This is a genomic window from Streptomyces sp. NPDC002788 (genome assembly GCF_053592115.1).
Genome location: NZ_JBSFVB010000010.1, coordinates 1 through 16,072, shown reverse-complemented (window position 1 = coordinate 16,072; position 16,072 = coordinate 1). Strand labels below are relative to the sequence as shown.

General features: G+C 70.4%; 14 protein-coding genes and 1 rRNA gene. 11 read left to right on the top strand and 4 right to left on the bottom strand.

Features of this window, described 5'->3' with window-relative positions; translation table 11 throughout:
- Positions 1-103: 103 nt before the first annotated feature.
- Together ACWD1U_RS19460 and ACWD1U_RS19455 are read right to left on the bottom strand one after the other, a co-directional pair.
- Positions 104-1,111, bottom strand: coding sequence for a bifunctional lytic transglycosylase/C40 family peptidase (locus tag ACWD1U_RS19460; RefSeq protein ID WP_451109011.1), 1,008 nt, complete (start codon positions 1,109-1,111; stop codon positions 104-106).
- 146 nt (positions 1,112-1,257) lie between these two features.
- Positions 1,258-1,983, bottom strand: coding sequence for a trypsin-like peptidase domain-containing protein (locus tag ACWD1U_RS19455; RefSeq protein ID WP_451109010.1), 726 nt, complete (start codon positions 1,981-1,983; stop codon positions 1,258-1,260).
- 344 nt (positions 1,984-2,327) lie between these two features.
- Here ACWD1U_RS19455 and ACWD1U_RS19450 point away from each other — a divergent pair, with 344 nt between their 5' ends.
- The 7 genes from ACWD1U_RS19450 (at position 2,328) to ACWD1U_RS19420 (ending at position 11,433) form a co-directional block, all read left to right on the top strand.
- Positions 2,328-3,617, top strand: a complete 1,290-nt coding sequence (locus tag ACWD1U_RS19450) for a S53 family peptidase (RefSeq protein WP_451109008.1) — start codon at positions 2,328-2,330, stop codon at positions 3,615-3,617.
- Positions 3,618-4,095: 478 nt separating this feature from the next.
- Complete coding sequence (locus tag ACWD1U_RS19445) at positions 4,096-4,404, top strand: hypothetical protein (RefSeq protein ID WP_333935173.1); 309 nt, start codon at positions 4,096-4,098, stop codon at positions 4,402-4,404.
- A gap of 212 nt (positions 4,405-4,616) precedes the next feature.
- Entirely contained in the window at positions 4,617-5,447 is an 831-nt protein-coding gene (locus ACWD1U_RS19440; protein WP_451109006.1) for a hypothetical protein, read from the top strand.
- Positions 5,437-6,765, top strand: a complete 1,329-nt coding sequence (locus tag ACWD1U_RS19435) for a hypothetical protein (RefSeq protein ID WP_451109004.1) — start codon at positions 5,437-5,439, stop codon at positions 6,763-6,765. Before ACWD1U_RS19440 ends, ACWD1U_RS19435 begins: the two co-directional genes overlap by 11 nt.
- Positions 6,762-8,318 carry an SCO6880 family protein gene (locus ACWD1U_RS19430; RefSeq protein WP_451109002.1) on the top strand — a complete coding sequence of 519 codons (1,557 nt, stop codon included), beginning with the start codon at positions 6,762-6,764 and terminating at the stop codon, positions 8,316-8,318. Before ACWD1U_RS19435 ends, ACWD1U_RS19430 begins: the two co-directional genes overlap by 4 nt.
- Before the next feature lie 6 nt (positions 8,319-8,324).
- Entirely contained in the window at positions 8,325-9,734 is a 1,410-nt protein-coding gene (locus ACWD1U_RS19425; RefSeq protein ID WP_451109000.1) for an ATP-binding protein, read from the top strand.
- Positions 9,735-9,744: 10 nt separating this feature from the next.
- The gene (locus ACWD1U_RS19420) at positions 9,745-11,433 is read left to right on the top strand and encodes a TraM recognition domain-containing protein (RefSeq protein ID WP_451108998.1); all 1,689 of its coding nucleotides are present in this window, start codon (positions 9,745-9,747) and stop codon (positions 11,431-11,433) included.
- A 54-nt stretch (positions 11,434-11,487) separates the two neighbouring features.
- Here ACWD1U_RS19420 and ACWD1U_RS19415 read toward each other — a convergent pair whose 3' ends face one another.
- Positions 11,488-12,030: a GNAT family N-acetyltransferase gene (locus ACWD1U_RS19415; RefSeq protein ID WP_451108996.1), complete on the bottom strand. Its 543-nt coding sequence runs from the start codon at positions 12,028-12,030 to the stop codon at positions 11,488-11,490.
- A 94-nt stretch (positions 12,031-12,124) separates the two neighbouring features.
- Here ACWD1U_RS19415 and ACWD1U_RS19410 point away from each other — a divergent pair, with 94 nt between their 5' ends.
- From ACWD1U_RS19410 to ACWD1U_RS19395, 4 genes are read left to right on the top strand one after another with little or no spacing between them, the layout of a single operon-like run.
- Positions 12,125-13,045 (top strand): ABC transporter ATP-binding protein, encoded by a 921-nt coding sequence (locus ACWD1U_RS19410; protein ID WP_451108994.1) that lies wholly within the window; start codon positions 12,125-12,127, stop codon positions 13,043-13,045.
- The gene (locus ACWD1U_RS19405) at positions 13,042-13,821 is read left to right on the top strand and encodes an ABC transporter permease (protein ID WP_451108992.1); all 780 of its coding nucleotides are present in this window, start codon (positions 13,042-13,044) and stop codon (positions 13,819-13,821) included. The genes ACWD1U_RS19410 and ACWD1U_RS19405 overlap by 4 nt, the downstream gene beginning before the upstream one ends.
- A 23-nt stretch (positions 13,822-13,844) precedes the next feature.
- Positions 13,845-15,086, top strand: a complete 1,242-nt coding sequence (locus ACWD1U_RS19400; protein ID WP_451108990.1) for a sensor histidine kinase — start codon at positions 13,845-13,847, stop codon at positions 15,084-15,086.
- Complete coding sequence (locus ACWD1U_RS19395; RefSeq protein WP_451108989.1) at positions 15,083-15,751, top strand: response regulator; 669 nt, start codon at positions 15,083-15,085, stop codon at positions 15,749-15,751. The genes ACWD1U_RS19400 and ACWD1U_RS19395 overlap by 4 nt, the downstream gene beginning before the upstream one ends.
- Positions 15,752-15,797: 46 nt before the next feature.
- Here ACWD1U_RS19395 and rrf read toward each other — a convergent pair.
- Positions 15,798-15,914: ribosomal RNA gene (gene rrf, locus ACWD1U_RS19390) — 5S ribosomal RNA — on the bottom strand.
- Positions 15,915-16,072 lie beyond the last annotated feature (158 nt).

Genomic DNA, 16,072 nt, shown 5'->3' with positions numbered 1-16,072 from the left:
GCATGGTTCCCGCTGATACGTTCCACACTCCACCGAATGATCACGCAGACGTTATCGAAGAGAGATACGTCTTCGCAGCTCAGGGGGTGGGTTCACACTCGGTTCACACTGTCGTGGGGAGCGCTTTCGCGCCATCTACGGTGACGCGGGTGGCTCCGAAGTAGTCAGGGGTGTCGATCGGGTCGAACCGGATGACCGCACCCGTCCGAGGCGCGTCGATCATGTACCCGCCTCCGACATAAATGCCGACATGTCGGATGGCACGCGAATTGGTGAGGTCGTCCGAGAAGAACACGAGGTCGCCGGGGAGCAGCTCGTCCCGCGCGGGATGCGGCCCGGCGTTGTACTGGTCGTTGGCGACGCGCGGGAGTTTGATGCCCACCGTCGCGTAGGCGGCCTGGGTCAGCCCCGAGCAGTCGAAGCGTCCGCCCTGCTCAGCGGTGCCGGTGCCGCCCCAGAGGTAGGGCGTGCCGAGCTTCTTCTGCGCGTACTCGATCGCCCCGGCGGCCTGCTCGGAGGGATCGACCCGCCCGACGGGTGCCGCGAAGCTCTCGGAGAGCGTCGTGATCCTCTTCACGTAGTTCCGGGTCTCGCTGTACGGCGGCACGCCCCCGTACTTGATCACCGCGTACGCCCCCGCGTTGTACGCGGCCAGCATGTTCTCGGTCTGATTCCCGCCAACCTTCTTCACGTACGACGCGAGTTCGCAGTCGTAGGAGGCGGCCGAGGGAATCGCGTCCTTGGGGTCCCACACGTCACGGTCGCCGTCGCCGTCGCCGTCGATGCCGTGGCTGGCCCAGGTGCCGGGGATGAATTGCGCTATGCCCTGCGCGGCGGCATGACTCTGGGCCCTGGGATTGAAGCCGCTCTCCTGGTAGAGCTGGGCGGCGAGCAGGGCCGGGCTGATGGCGGGGCAGAGGTTGCCCCACTTCTGCACGAGGGCCGCGTACGCGGCGGGCACCGACCCCTTGGCCAGCGATTTCGCAGCGCCGCTCACGCCGTTGACCAGGTTTCCGGCGACGAGGTAGACGCCGACGACGAGCAGCATCACGAAGGCGAGGGCGGAGCTGATGGCAACGCTCGCCACGATCCATGCCTTACGCACCGTCAACCGCCCCTCGCCGCCCAGGAGTCCGTTGGTCAGTGTAGGGCCGGTCGCCGCGCTCAGGAATGATCACGGGGAGGAGAGTCGGGGGCGGACGGAAGGACGGGCCACAGCACGGGCGGCACAGCCGGGGCGACCGGCGCACGGGGTCGTCACGGATCGCCCGCCGCCTCCCGGTACAGGCGCTTCGCCTCCGCACCGAGTACGACGCTGTAGGAGACACCGGGGCTCGTGCCGCCCTCCTCGTGGCCGCCGAGGACCCCGACGACCTGCCCGTCCCCGTTCAGCCAGGGGCTGCCGCTCGTGCCGCCGCTGAACCCGGGGCACTCGACGCGCTGCTGGGTGGGACCGATCGCGACCGGCTTGTCGGTGCAGCTGACGGGCGTCTCACGCGAGTTGGGGTACCCGGTGACGGTCACCGCGGTCGCCCCCGTCGCCGTACCGGTGGTGAACCGGTTCCCGCCGACGACGTCCTCGACCCCTTTCCCGGCCCGCGGCGCGACGACGAGGAATCCCACATCGCTGTCCTCGTCCCGGCCCTTGAGCCACCCCTCCGACAAGAACCGCCGCTGCACCGTCCACACCCCGTAGGGCGCGCGGCCGTCCCGGTATCCGGGCACGAAGACCAGTGCCCCCTCCCGGCCCAGGCAGTGCGCCGCGGTGACGACCAGATTGCGGTGGGGCGCGTCCACCACGGACGCCGTGCAGAAATGCGCACCGGCCGGCCGCCCCGCCCGCGCGGCGGGCACCAGCACCCCGACGCGCGCGTCTTGCGCGGCGACGGTCACCCCGAAGGGCCCGGCCCCGTCGTCGGCGGTCGCGGTGGACACGGAGATGACTGCGACGATGGCCACGGCGATGGACAGGACGCGCTTCACCGGAGCGACTGTGCCCGACGAAGGTGAGAGAAGCGTCAGACAGCGATCTGCCGCTCGTCCCGGGTCAGCGGGAAGTGCGTGCCCGTAGCGCCTCCGACACCCGCCACAGCCGCGGGCCGTCAGCGGGTCGAGTCAAGCGGTGCCCATTGCCCGGCCATCGGTCCGTCATCGAGCGGTAAGCCCTGAATCCCGTTCGGTAAGGCGGAAGTCAGGATTCCGGAAGCCGTCTTGTTGTCACGTACTCAACAAGTCATCGTCGTCGCGGGTCGCCGCCCCCGCCGGGAACCACGCCGGCGGATCCCCCACCCGCAGGCCTCTGCCCACCACTGCCAGGAGGCTGTACCTTGCGCACGACATCCCCCAACTCCACGGTCGCGCGTCACAGATGGCGCCGCGTCAGCGCCGCCGTCACCGCCACCGCCGCCCTCCTCCTCACCGGCCTCACCACCGCCGCCCACGCGGACACCGCCCAGGCGAGCACGTCCAAGGTCACCTGGACCCGCTCCTGCGCCCTCCCCCGCCACCGGGACGAGATGGCCTGCAACGCCCTGCGCGTCACAGGAGGCCGCACCGCCTACCAGCAGCAGCACGGCATCTCGTCCACGGCAGCCGAGGCCTCCTCCCCCTCCGGCTACGGCCCCTCCGACCTCCGGAACGCCTACGGCCTGACCTCCGCCGCCGCGAGCAACGGCTCCGGCCGGACCATCGCCATCGTCGACGCCTACGACGACCCCAACGCCGAATCCGACCTCGCCGCCTACCGCTCGCACTACGGCCTGCCCGCCTGCACCAGCGCCAACGGCTGTTTCAAGAAGGTGAGCCAGACCGGCTACACCACCTCCCTCCCCGCCCCCGACAGCGGCTGGGCCGCCGAGATCTCCCTCGACCTCGACATGGCGAGCGCGATCTGCCCGAACTGCCACATCCTCCTCGTCGAGGCCAAGTCCGCCACCATGACCAACCTCGGCACCGCCGTCAACGAGGCCGTCGCCCTGGGCGCCAAGTACGTCTCCAACAGCTACGGCGGCGGCGAGTCCTCCTCCGACGCGACGTACGACTCCGCGTACTTCAACCACCCGGGCGTCGCCATCACCGTCAGCGCGGGCGACGCGGGCTACGGCGCCGAGTACCCGGCGGCCTCCAAGTACGTGACCGCCGTCGGCGGCACCAGGCTCACCGCCTCCTCCACCACCCGCGGCTGGACCGAGAGCGTCTGGCGGACCAGCAGCACCGAGGGCACCGGCTCCGGCTGCTCCGCCTACGACACCAAGCCCACCTGGCAGTCCGACACCGGCTGCGCCACGCGCATGATCGCCGATGTCTCGGCCGTCGCCGACCCGGCGACCGGCGTCTCCGTCTACGACACCTACGGCGCCGACGGCCAGGGCTGGGCCACCTACGGCGGCACCAGCGCCTCCGCCCCGATCATCGCGAGCGTCTACGCCCTGGCGGGCACTCCGTCCAGCGGCTCCTACCCGGCCGAGTTCCCCTACGCGAACACCTCCGCCCTGAACGACGTCACCAGCGGTACCAACGGCAGCTGCACCACCAGCTACTTCTGCACCGCCCGAACGGGCTATGACGGGCCGACCGGATGGGGTACCCCCCAGGGACTCGGCGCCTTCACCGGCTGATACCTCCCCCTTCGTGACGGACCGTCACCGAAAAGCGCCGCCCGGGGCCGTGGGGGCCCGGGGCCGGCAGGGGACGAACGGGCCGCGGCACTCCAGCCACGGCCCGTTCGCCGTGCCAGGTAGCCTTCATCCGGAGAACACCGGCCCGACCGCTCACCCGACCAGCCGTCAGAAACCGTCCGGGAAGGTGAGGAAGGTCGCAAGAGGGCACAACGACGGAACCACACACCAGGTTCCGCTCAGGCCTCATTGCCCGGGGTGACCTGCCGTGATACACAGAGTGACCATACGATCCTTCGTACACCGTTCGTCGTCCCCCATAGGGACCGGCGCCGAACGATGGCAAGGTATTCGTACGAAACCCGCCAATCAATGACGCCAAGTCGACATACGACAGCATCATTGTCGGCGAGAATGAGGCCTGACCTCTGCACGACCGCAGAGGATGCGGAACTACCCACCAGGGGCGGTGACTTACATGCTCTTTGCGGCCGACAAGGGAGACATCAACACCATCATCGGCGGGATCGCTCCGGACTGGGGCCCCTTCGGCAGCCTGGGCACCGAAGCGAAGACGATGGTCCAGGTCGTGATGGCGTTCGCCATCCTGATCTGCCTCGGCATCGCCGTCTGGGGCGCCGCCAAGCAGCGCATCGGGGCGACGGCCCTGCGGGACACCTTCAGCGCGGAGCAGGGCAAGGGCCTCATCATCGCGGGCCTGACGGGCGTGTTCATCATCGGCTCACTCGGCACGCTCTTCACCATCGTGTACGGCATGGCCGTGTAGCCCGGGAACCGTCCGCCCGGCCGGGCACGCCCGGCTCCTCCCCCTCCATCCCACCCGCCCGTCGTGCCCACCGGCTGAGGTTGCGTTTCCCTGATGTCGAGTCACCACACCGCGCCCGCGCGGGAACCAGCACGGCTACCGTCGTACGAGGAGTATGAGCAGTACGACCGGTACGAAGTGTTTCCGCACGACGTCGAGGGGGCGTACGCGGTATGAGTCTCGGTGACGAGCGTGAGTCCTCCGGCGGCTACGGCGGCACGGGCCAGACCCGCACCCGCCTGCCCGACACGGACTCCGACCCCTACGGCAGCCCCCGCCGGGGCCCCCGCTCCTCGTCCCGCAGCCTGGTCACGGTGGTCGGCGTGGTGGTCGTCCTGATCGCAGCGATCGCCTTCGCCAACCGGGGGGGTGACGACTCACCGGCGGACGCCGCCGGAGACAAGCCGCAGACATCAGCCACGGCTCCCTCCGGTCAACGCCCCGTCAAGACAAAGTCGGGCGCCGGCATCCCGTCGGGCTTCACCCAGGACCAGGAGGGGGCCCAGAGCGCGGCGGCGAACTACGCAGTGGTGCTGGTCTCGGCCGACATCCTCAAGCCCGCACGACGGCCGGAGATCGTCCGTCAGGTGTTCGACGCCGACAGAGCACCCGAGCTGGAGAGCACCCTCGACCGGGTGTACGACAAGGCGTTCCTGGACAAGGTCGGCCTGGACGAGAACGGCGACGCGCCCAAGGGCAGCACCTACGTCTCCCGCACCATGCCGGTCGGCACCAAGACCACCGACTACTCGGGCGGCACCGCCAGCGTCGAGGTCTGGTGCACCGGCGTGTACGGGATGACGGGGGAGAAGTCGCAGAACCCGGTCACCAGCGACTGGTTCACCATGACCCTCCAACTGCGCTGGACGGACGGCGACTGGAAGGTCGACAGCTTCTCCCAGAAGGAAGGCCCCGCGCCGGTCAATGGCGACAACAAGGTGTCGACCTCGGACGACATCTCGAAGGCCGTCGAGGAGTTCGGAGGGTTCACGTATGCCCGGTAGCCCGCCCCGTGGAGTGAAGGTCGCCGCAGCCCTCACCGCCGTTCAGACCGCCGTGGTCCTGTTCGCCACCCGGGCGGTCGCCGCCCCCACACCGTCGCCCACCCCCAGCAACGACAACTGCTCCCTGCTCTCCGGCAGGGCCAGGGAGATCTGCGAAGGCGACACCGGCAGCCGCAGCGGAGGCGGCGGCACCTCCCGCCTCGACCCCACCTCCACCCTCGACCCGCTCGCCTCCCTCGCCAAGGGCTGTGCCGAAGCCGCCTCCTGGACCGTCGGCAAGCTCAGTGAGGCCGTGAAGGAGACCGCGAACGTCGACTTCACGAACCCCAAATTCCTCCAGCAGTACGCCGTCGTCTTCGCGGCGTCGACGATCCTCACCCTCGTGCTCTGGATCCTGGCCGTGGCCAAGCGGGCGGTGCGCGGCGTCCCCCTGACCACCGCCCTGTCCGAAGCCATCGGCTTCCTCTGGCTGACCGTCCTGGCCTCCGCCTTCACCCCGCTGATCCTCTACACCGTCGTCTCCGCGACGGACGGCATCACCGAGGTCCTCGCCAAAGCCACCGGCGACCAGACCGACGCCTTCTTCGGCACGTTCTCCGAAGCCCTCGTGAAGGGCCAGGACATCGGCGGCGGTCCGATCATGCTGATCGTCGTCTCCCTGGTCAGCATCCTCGCCGCCGGAGTGCTGTGGCTGGAGCTCGTCATCCGCGCGGCTCTGCTCTACGTCGGCGCCCTGCTCGGCACCGTCGTCTACGCGGGACTCGTCGACAAGAACCTGTGGGGCCACGTCCGCCGCTGGGCGGGCATCATGATCGCGGTGATCCTCGTCAAGCCGGTCATCGTGATCGTCCTCGGCCTCGCCGGCGCGCTCTCCGCCGACGACGGCCCAAACGCCTTCTCCGCCGTCGTCTCCGGCCTCGCCATCATCCTGCTCGCCATCTTCGCCAGCGCGATGATCTACCGTTTCGTCCCCGGCTTCGGCGACGAGATCGCCGGCTCCCGCAACAACCGCATCATGCAGGGCGCCGAGGGCAAGGCCGCGGCCGTCATCAGCTCCCCGGCGTCCCTGGTCGCGCAGGGCATCAAGACCCACAGCTCCCGCGCCGACCACAACGGCGGAGGCGGCCAGTCCTCCGCCCCCCGCCCCAGCAACCCCGCATCCGGTGGAGTCGCCGCGCACAGCGCGCGCACCTCGAACGGCGGCGGATCTGTACCCTCCGCCGCACCCGCACCCCGTTCGAGCAGCCCCGTCAACACTCCCCACGCCGGCAACACCCGCAACAGCAGTACCAACCGCACGGGAGGTGAAGGGCGTTGACGACCGAATCCCACGTGTCCCATCCGGTCACGCCCCGCCGTACGTATCTGATCGGCCGCGCCCGGCCGAACGCGATCATCGGCCGCAATCGCGAGACCGGCGAGATCACCCTGATCGTCGTGGGCGCGTTCCTCGGCATGATGTGCGGGCTCCTCGTCCCCGTGCTGTCCCTGCGCATCGTGCTGCTCGCCGGTTTCCCGATGCTGGCGCTGGCCGCGGTGTACGTGCCGTACAAGCACCGCACGTTCTACAAGTGGTTCGAGATCAACCGCAGTTACAAGCGGACCCTCAAGCGCGGAGCCACCTACCGCTCCGCCGTCGTCGAGGCGGGCACCCGGCTGGACGGCCGCGAGGTCGAGATCGGACCGCCCCCGGGCATCGGCCGCATCACCTGGCTGTCCGCCCCCTTCGGGCCCGACGAGATCGCCGTACTGCTGCACGCCGACCGCAAGACCGTCACCGCCGCCATCGAGATCGAGGGTCCCGGCGTCGGCCTGCGCGACAGCGAGGACCAGGAGGCCCTGGTCGACCGCTTCGGCACGCTGCTCAAGCACGTGGCCAACGGCGACGGCTTCGTCACCCGCCTGCAGATGCTCGCCCGCACCCTCCCCGCCGACCCGGACGCCCACGCCAAGGACGTCACCGTCCGCGGCGACGACAAGGCGCCGCCGTGGCTGCGGGAGTCCTACGACCAGCTCCAGTCGATGGTGTCGACCAGCAGCGAGCAGCACCGCGCCTACCTCGTGGCCTGCATGCACTACAACCGCGAGCTCGCCGCCGAGGCCAACGCCATGGCCCGGGCGGCCCGCGCGCACGGCGGCAAGGTCGACCGGGACGGAGGTCTCGCCGTCGTCATGGCCCGCGAGCTCACCGACATCTGCTCGCGCCTGCAGGAGGCCGACATCCGCGTCCGGCAGCCCCTCGGCCAGAGCCGGCTGTCCTCGCTGATCCACTCCATGTACGACCCGGACCACCCGATCGACCACATCCAGGCGATGACGAAACGCAACGCCTGGCCGGCCGAGCTGGACGCCATGGAGCCCACCTACCTCCAGGCCAAGACCCGCGAGTCCTCCACCCGCGCCCCCTGGTGCCACGCCACCGCCTGGGTGAAGGAGTGGCCGATGACCCCCGTCGGCGTCAACTTCCTCGCCCCGCTGCTCGTCCACACCCCGGACGTCATCCGCACGGTCGCCGTCACGATGGACCTCGAACCCACCGAGGTCGCCATCGAGCGCATGCTGACCGAGAAGACCAACGACGAGGCCGAGGCGTCCCGCGCCGCCAAGATGAACCGCACCGTCGACCCGCGCGACGTGGCCGCGAACTCCCGGCTCGACCAGCGCGGTGAGGACCTCGCCAGCGGCGCCGCCGGCGTCAACCTCGTCGGCTACATCACCGTCTCCTCGCGCTCCCCCGACGCCCTCGCCCGCGACAAGCGGACGATAAGGGCCTCGGCCGGAAAGTCGTACCTGAAGCTGGAATGGTGCGACCGCGAGCACCACCGCGCCTTCGTGAACACCCTTCCCTTCGCCACCGGCATTCGGAGGTAGGACCTGATGCGGGATCCGCTGTCCGTCCTCACCGAGGCCTTCACGTCCTTCCTCTTCGGGAAGGTCGAGACGACCCGGCTCCCGGTGCGCACGTCCACGGGCCAGGCCCAGGCGGTCTACCTCCCGACCGCCGCGCCGGGCCTCGGCGACTCCGGCGTCATCATCGGCCGTGAGGTGTATTCCGGAAAGGGCTACATCTACGACCCCTTCCAGCTCTACGGCCAGCAGCTCCCCGCCCCCCACTGGCTGGTCCTCGGCGAGTCCGGCAACGGCAAGTCGGCGCTGGAGAAGACGTACGTCCTGCGCCAGCTCCGCTTCCGCGACCGCCAGGTCGTCGTCCTGGACGCCCAGGGCGAGGACGGAGTGGGTGAATGGAACCTCATCGCGCAGGAGCTGGGGATAACTCCCATCCGGCTGGACCCGATGGCGGCCCTGGACATGGGTATCCGGCTCAACCCGCTCGACCCCGCGATCACCACGACGGGCCAGCTCGCGCTGCTCCGGACGATCATCGAGGTGGCGATGGGGCACGGCCTGGACGAACGCTCGGGCTTCGCCCTCAAGGTCGCGCACGCCTACGTCACCGAGACGATCGTCGACCGCCAGCCGGTCCTCACCGACATCGTCGAGCAGCTCCGTCACCCCGAGCCCGAGTCGGCCGAGGCGATGAACGTCGCCATAGACGACGTCCGCGCCTGGGGACTCGACGTCGCCCTGGTCCTGGACCGCCTGGTCGACGGTGACCTGCGCGGCATGTTCGACGGACCGACCACGGTCGGCATCGACCTCGACGCGCCGCTGATCGTCTTCGACCTGTCGCACATCGACCGCAACTCCATCGCCATGCCCATCCTCATGGCGATCGTCGGCGTCTGGCTGGAGCACACCTGGATCCGCCCCGACCGGAAGAAGCGCATCTTCCTCGTCGAGGAGGCCTGGCACATCATCAACAGCCCCTTCGTCGCCCAGCTGTTCCAGCGCCTGCTGAAGTTCGGCCGACGGCTCGGCCTGTCGTTCGTGGCGGTGGTCCACCACCTGTCGGACGTCGTCGACGGCGCGGCGGCGAAGGAAGCGGCGGCGATCCTGAAGATGGCCTCGACGAGAACGATCTACGCCCAGAAGGCGGACGAGGCGAGGGCGACGGGCCGCGTCCTGGGCCTGCCGCGCTGGGCGGTCGAGATCATCCCGACCCTCACCCCCGGCATCGCCGTCTGGGACGTCAACGGCAACGTCCAGGTCGTCAAACACCTGGTCACCGAGACCGAACGCCCCCTGGTCTTCACCGACCGCGCGATGACCCAGTCCTCCGCCGACCTCGCGGACGACGCCCTGCGCGCCGCCGAACTCGAGGCGGAGGAACGGGCCGCGGCCTTCGTGGAGCACCACTTGGGCGACTCCGAATCGACGGTGGCGTAAGGGAGAACACGTGAGACCGGACGACCACCGCACCCAGCGGGACACCCAGGGAGGCATCCCCGACGGCCTGCTGGTCGGCATCCTCGCGTTCCTCCTCGGCACGACCCTGCTGGTGTGGACGGCCACGGGCCTCGCCGCCCTGTTCGCCCACGGCTCCTGGCCGTCCGGAGTCACCTTCACCCGCACGCCCCTGGCCATGCGTCGGCTCATCACCCACCCCCAGGACATCCCCGGCGCCTGGCCCGGCACGCCCTCCGGCGACCTCTCCGGCTACGGCCTGTTCTGGGGCCTGTTCATCGGCCAGCTGATGGTCCTGTTCGTCCTGACCGTGTTCGTCATGGGGACGGTGGTCCGCTGGAGGGCCGTGCGGGCGCGACGCAGGAGGGAAAGAGCGGCGACGGCCGGGGAGCGAGCAGGGGGCGCGTACGAGGCCGGCGCATCGACGCCGCACGAGGTCCCGGCACCGGCGCGGCACGGGACACCGGGCACGGGGCAGCACGGCGCATCGGCCCCGGCGCAGTACCGGACACCCGCAGCGGCGCCCCACGAGATGCCCGCCGCGGGACAGCACGGGGCACCGGGCTCAGCGCGGCACGAGGTACCGACGCCGGTGGAGCAGACCACCCCCGCGTCCGCGCAGCACGACGTCCCCACCCCCCGCCGCGCCGCCCCCGAGCCTGCGCACCTCGCGGAGCCGGCCGCACCCCCGGCCCCCACCCCGGCAACCGCGCCGGCGACACCCGCTTCCCTGTTCGCCCGGGAACGCGGGGGCGGGTGGGAGAGGATCCTCGTAGCCCCCAGGGAATCCCGCCAGACCACCGCCACCCAGGCGGTACGCGACGCGGAAGGCCCCGCCCTGATCGTCACCTCCAACCCCACCCTCTGGCACGAGACAAAGGACGCCAGAGCCAAACTGGGCCCCACCCACCTCTACGACCCCACCCACCTCTGCGACACCCCGTCCCGCCTCCACTGGTCCCCCACCACCGGCTGCGAGGACAAAGACGCGGCGGCCAGGAGAGCAACCGCCCTCCTCACCCCGGTACGCCCCACCGCCAAACTCGACCAGGCCCTCAGTGACACGGCCACCACCCTGCTGCGGAGCTACCTGCACGCCGCCGCCATCGACGGCCGCACCATCCGCCACGTCCACCGCTGGTCCCAGGGCACCCAGATCCAGGACGCCGTACGCATCCTCCGCACGAACCCCAAGGCGTCCCCCGGCTCCGCCGGCGAACTCGAAGGCGCCCTCACGGCCCACCCGGAACGCCGGGACATGGCCCAGCAAGTGACGACCCGTGCCCTCGCGGCCCTCTCCACGGTCAACATCCGCGAGGCCTGCACTCCCAACCGAACTGATGGCCTCGCCTTGGATTCCTTCATCCACGAAGGGGGCACGCTTTACGTGGTGGGGGAATCCATCGAGGACCCCAGGACGAACGCGGGCGCGATGCCCTTCCTGACGGCCCTCGTCTCGAGCGTGGTCGAGCGCGGCCGGCACATGGCCGAACGGTCATCCTCCGGTCGCCTCGACCCACCACTGACGCTCGTCCTGGACGACGTCGCGGCCGTGGCCCCGCTTCCCCAGCTCCCGGAGCTGCTGGCCACCGGAGCGGACCGTGGCCTGCCGACCCTGGCCCTGCTCAGGTCCCGCGAACAGGGCCGCGCCCGCTGGCCGCACGACGAGCTGCCGGTCTGAGCGGCCGTCTGAGCGGCCGGTCCGAGCGGCCGGAAGCCTCCCGCTCGGCGGCCCTCACTCCCGCTCGAGGACGAACTCCAACTCCCGCTCCCCCGCGTCCCCGAGCGGCACGGTCAGCCCGCTCGGCACGAACCCCACCCGACGGTAGAACCGCTGCGCCCGCCCGTTCTCCTCGTGCACGATGAGCCGCACCCGCTCCAGCCCCCGCCCCCACGCCCACTCCAGGGCCGCGTCGAACAGCACCTCGGTCAGCCCGCTCCCGCGCTCCTCGGGCCGTACGAACACGCCGACCAGATGCCCCTGCTTCCGCTCCACCGGAAACCCGGCCCAGTCGGTCGTCCCGGGCTCCTCCACGAGCACGGTCAGCGTCCCCACCCACCGCCCGTCCGGCCCCTCAGCGATGATCTGCTGCGCCTTGTCCGCTCCTTCGGCGGCACCCGTGGTCCGCTCCTGCCAGAAGGAGTCCATCCTGGCCGCGGCCTCCTCGTACGTCTCGAGGAAGGCGAGGTGCGCGATCGGGTCCCGCAGCGCGGCGAGCCGCAGCTCCTTCGCCGCAGGCCACTCATCAGCACGGACGGACCGGATCACATAGCTCATGCGGGCCACCGTAGTACCCGGGTACGACACCCCTCACCCCGATTACCACCGCCGGTCCGACGCCCGGCGCCCCCGCCCGCACGAGCATCGAAGCATGCTGACGGCACACGAACTGACCAAACGCTACGGCGACCGCACGGTCGTCACGGACCTGTCCTTCACCGTCCGCCCCGGCACCGTCACCGGCTTCCTGGGCCCGAACGGCGCCGGCAAGTCCACGACCATGCGGATGATCCTCGGCCTCGACGCCCCCACCCGCGGCCACGCCACCGTGGGCGGACGCTCCTACGCCACTCACCCCGCGCCCCTCACCGAGGTCGGCGCCCTCCTGGAGGCCCGCTCGGTCCACCCCGGCCGCACCGCGTACCACCACCTGCGCGCCCTGGCCCACACCCACGGCATCCCCCGCACCCGGGTCGAGCAGGTCCTGGGCCTCACCGGCCTGACCGACGTGGCCCACCGCCGCGTCAAGGGCTTCTCCCTCGGCATGGGCCAACGCCTCGGCATCGCCGCCGCCCTCCTCGGCGACCCGGCCGTGCTCATCCTCGACGAGCCGGTCAACGGCCTCGACCCCGAGGGCGTCCTGTGGATCCGCAACCTCCTCAAGTCCCTCGCCGCGCAGGGCCGCACGGTCTTCGTCTCCTCCCACCTGATGAGCGAGACGGCACTCACCGCCGAGCACCTGGTCATCATCGGCCGCGGCCGCCTCCTCGCCGACACCACGGTCGCCGACTTCGTACGCGACTCCGGCGCGGGCACCGTCAAGGTCGTCACCCCCCAGGCCTCCGACCTCGTACGCCTGCTCACCGCCCCCGGCGTCGACATCAGCACCGACACCCCCGGCACCCTCCACATCAGCGGCACGGACGCCCAGCACATCGGCCGCACGGCAGCCGCCCACGGCATCCCCCTCTACGAACTGACCCCCGGCACCGCCTCCCTGGAAGAGGCCTTCATGGACCTCACCCGCGACGCCGTGGAATACCCGGCGACCCTGCAAGGAGCAGCGGCATGACCACGGCGCCCCTCCCCTACCGCGTGACCCCGGTTCGCGTCCTGCGCTCCGAGTGGCACAAGCTCTGGACCCTGCGCTCCACCTGGATCACCCTCATCGCCACGAGCCTCTTGACCGCAGCCATGGGGGCGGGCCTGGGCGCCGCCTACGACGGCACGGGCGAAGGCGGCATGGACACGGTCGTCTTCGTCCTCCTCGGCACCCAGTTCGCCCAGATCAACCTCGGCGTGCTGGGCATCCTCGCCACGGCCGGCGAGTACTCCACGGGCCAGATCCGCGCCACGATGACCGCGGTACCGCGCCGCCTGCCCGTCCTCTGGTCCAAGGCCGCCGTCCTGGCCGCGATCACCCTCCCCCTCACCCTGGCCACGAACCTCCTCACCTTCCCCCTGGCCCAGACCTTCCTCGCCGGCACCGACCAAGCGGCCTCCCTCGCGGACCCGGGCGTCCTGCGCGCCCTCGCGGGCAACGCGGTCGGCCTCACGCTGCTCACCGTCCTGGCCCTCGGCATCGGCGCCGTGGTCCGCTCGGTCCCCCTGGCCATCGGCGCCTTCATCGGCCTGCTCATGATCCTTCCGGAGGTCCTGGCCATGCTCCCGTACACCGTCGTCGACGACGCCGTCCGCTATTTCCCCGGCAAGGCCCTGGAAGCCCTCACCACGGCCCAGCCCATGCCCGGCACTGCCTCCCCGGGCGCCGCCCTGCCGGCCATGCTTCTGTGGACGGCGGCCATTCTCGCGCTGTCCGCGGCGGTGCTGCGCCGCCGAGACGTATGACGCCCGGCGTCGGAACCCTCACGATGGACCCCGTGACGGAACAGCGGGCGCCGGAGCCCCTCACCGAGTACGCCCACCGCCTCACCCGCCGGGTGTGCGCCTTCGACCGGCGCCACCCGCTGCTGTGGGACCTGCACTTCACCGGCTTCTGGGTGACAGCCGCCCTGATCGACTACGCCGGCGGTGGCTGGCGTCACAACGCCCACAACCTCGACGTCCCCGGCTGGCTCCTGCTCACCCTGAGTCTCGGCCTAGCTGTCCCTCTCCTCCAACGCCGCACCCACCCCGGGGCAGCTCTGGTCGCGACGGTTCCCTTCGCCCTGGTCAACGCCTGGACGGGCGCCGCCCTCCAGGCAGCGCTGCTCCAGCTGGTCCTCATCTACCACCTCGCCCTGCGCAGGGCCCTGCGCAGTCTGTGGTGGGCCACGGCCCTGGTGATCGTCCCGGTCCTCGTGTCGGTCGCCCGGCACGGAGAGGGCAGCTGGGACCAGCAGATCGGCTCCCACCTGATGTCCGTCACGGTCGCCGCCCTCATCGGCGTCACGGTCCGTACCCGGCGCACCTACACCGAGGCCCTTGAGGACCGCGCCCGCCGCCTGGAGACCGAACGCGACCAGCAGGCCCAACTCGCCACCGCCGCCGAACGCGCCCGCGTCGCCCGCGAGATGCACGACATCCTCGGCCACAACCTCTCCGTCATCACCGGCCTCGCCGACGGCGGCCGGTACGCGGCCGCCAAGTCCCCCGAACGCGCCGCCCAGGCCCTCGACGCCATCGCCACCACCAGCCGCCAGGCCCTCACCGAGCTCCGCCGCCTGCTGGACGTCCTGCGCGAGGAGGAGAAGCAACAGGCGGACCTGACCCCCCAGCCCGGCCTCACCGACCTCGACCAGCTCCTCGACGGCGTCCGCTCCGCAGGCCTCCCCGTCCACACCACCACCAACGGCAGCCCCACCCTCCCCCCAGGCCGTCAACTCACCGTCTACCGAGTCATCCAGGAAGCCCTCACCAACACCCTGAAACACGGCGGCCCGGACGCGGAGGCGGAGATAGACCTGTTCTACGGGAAGGAGGCCGCCGTCACCGTCACCATCACGGACACGGGGCACGGCAGCCCGGCGGACACCCTGACCGGAGGCCGCGGACTAACGGGAATGCGCGAGCGAACCGCCCTGTACGGCGGCACACTTGAGGCCGGCCCTCGCCCCCACCCGGAGCAGGGCTGGCGTGTCCGCCTACACCTCCCGGAGGAAACCCCGCAGTGACCACGGTCCTGATCGCCGACGACCAGCCCCTGCAGCGCTTCGGCTTCCGCATGCTCCTGGAGAGCCAGGACGACATGACGGTCGTGGGTGAGGCGGCGAACGGCAGCGAAGCGGTCCGCATGGCAGCCGAGCTCCACCCCGACGTCGTCCTCATGGACATCCGCATGCCCGGCCTGGACGGCATCGAGGCGACCCGCCGCATCACCGCCGCCGGCGATCGCACCCGCATTCTGATCGTCACCACCTTCGACCTCGACGAATACGCCTACGCCGGCCTCCGCGCGGGAGCCTCGGGCTTCCTGGTCAAGGACGCGCAGCCGGAGGAGCTCCTGGCCGGCATCCGCGCCGTCGCCACCGGCGACGCGGTCGTGGCCCCGAGCCTGACCCGCCGCCTCCTGGACGCCTACGTCCACCACCTGCCGACCGACCCGACCGCGGACCCCACGCAGGAGGACTCACGCCTGGCTTCCCTGACCGACCGGGAACGCGAAATCCTCACGGTCATCGGCCAGGGCTGGACGAACATTGAGATAGCTGCCCGTTTCCACCTGGCCGAGTCCACGGTGAAAACCCATGTGGGCCGCATTCTCGCGAAAACCGGCTCCCGCGACCGTATTCAGGCGGTGATCCTGGCGTACGACACGAAGCTGGTCCAACCGTCGTGAAACACAAAAAGGCCCACACCATAAGGTGTGGGCCTTTTCAATGATTGTTCGGCGGCGTCCTACTCTCCCACAGGGTCCCCCCTGCAGTACCATCGGCGCTGTAAGGCTTAGCTTCCGGGTTCGGAATGTAACCGGGCGTTTCCCCTACGCTATAACCACCGAAACACTATGAAACTGTCAGCCGCACCACGCGTGGCAACGTGGGGCTGTTCGTGGTTTCAGAACCAACACAGTGGACGCGAGCAACTGAGGACAAGCCCTCGGCCTATTAGTACCGGTCAACTCCACACGTTACCGTGCTTCCATATCCGGCCTATCAAC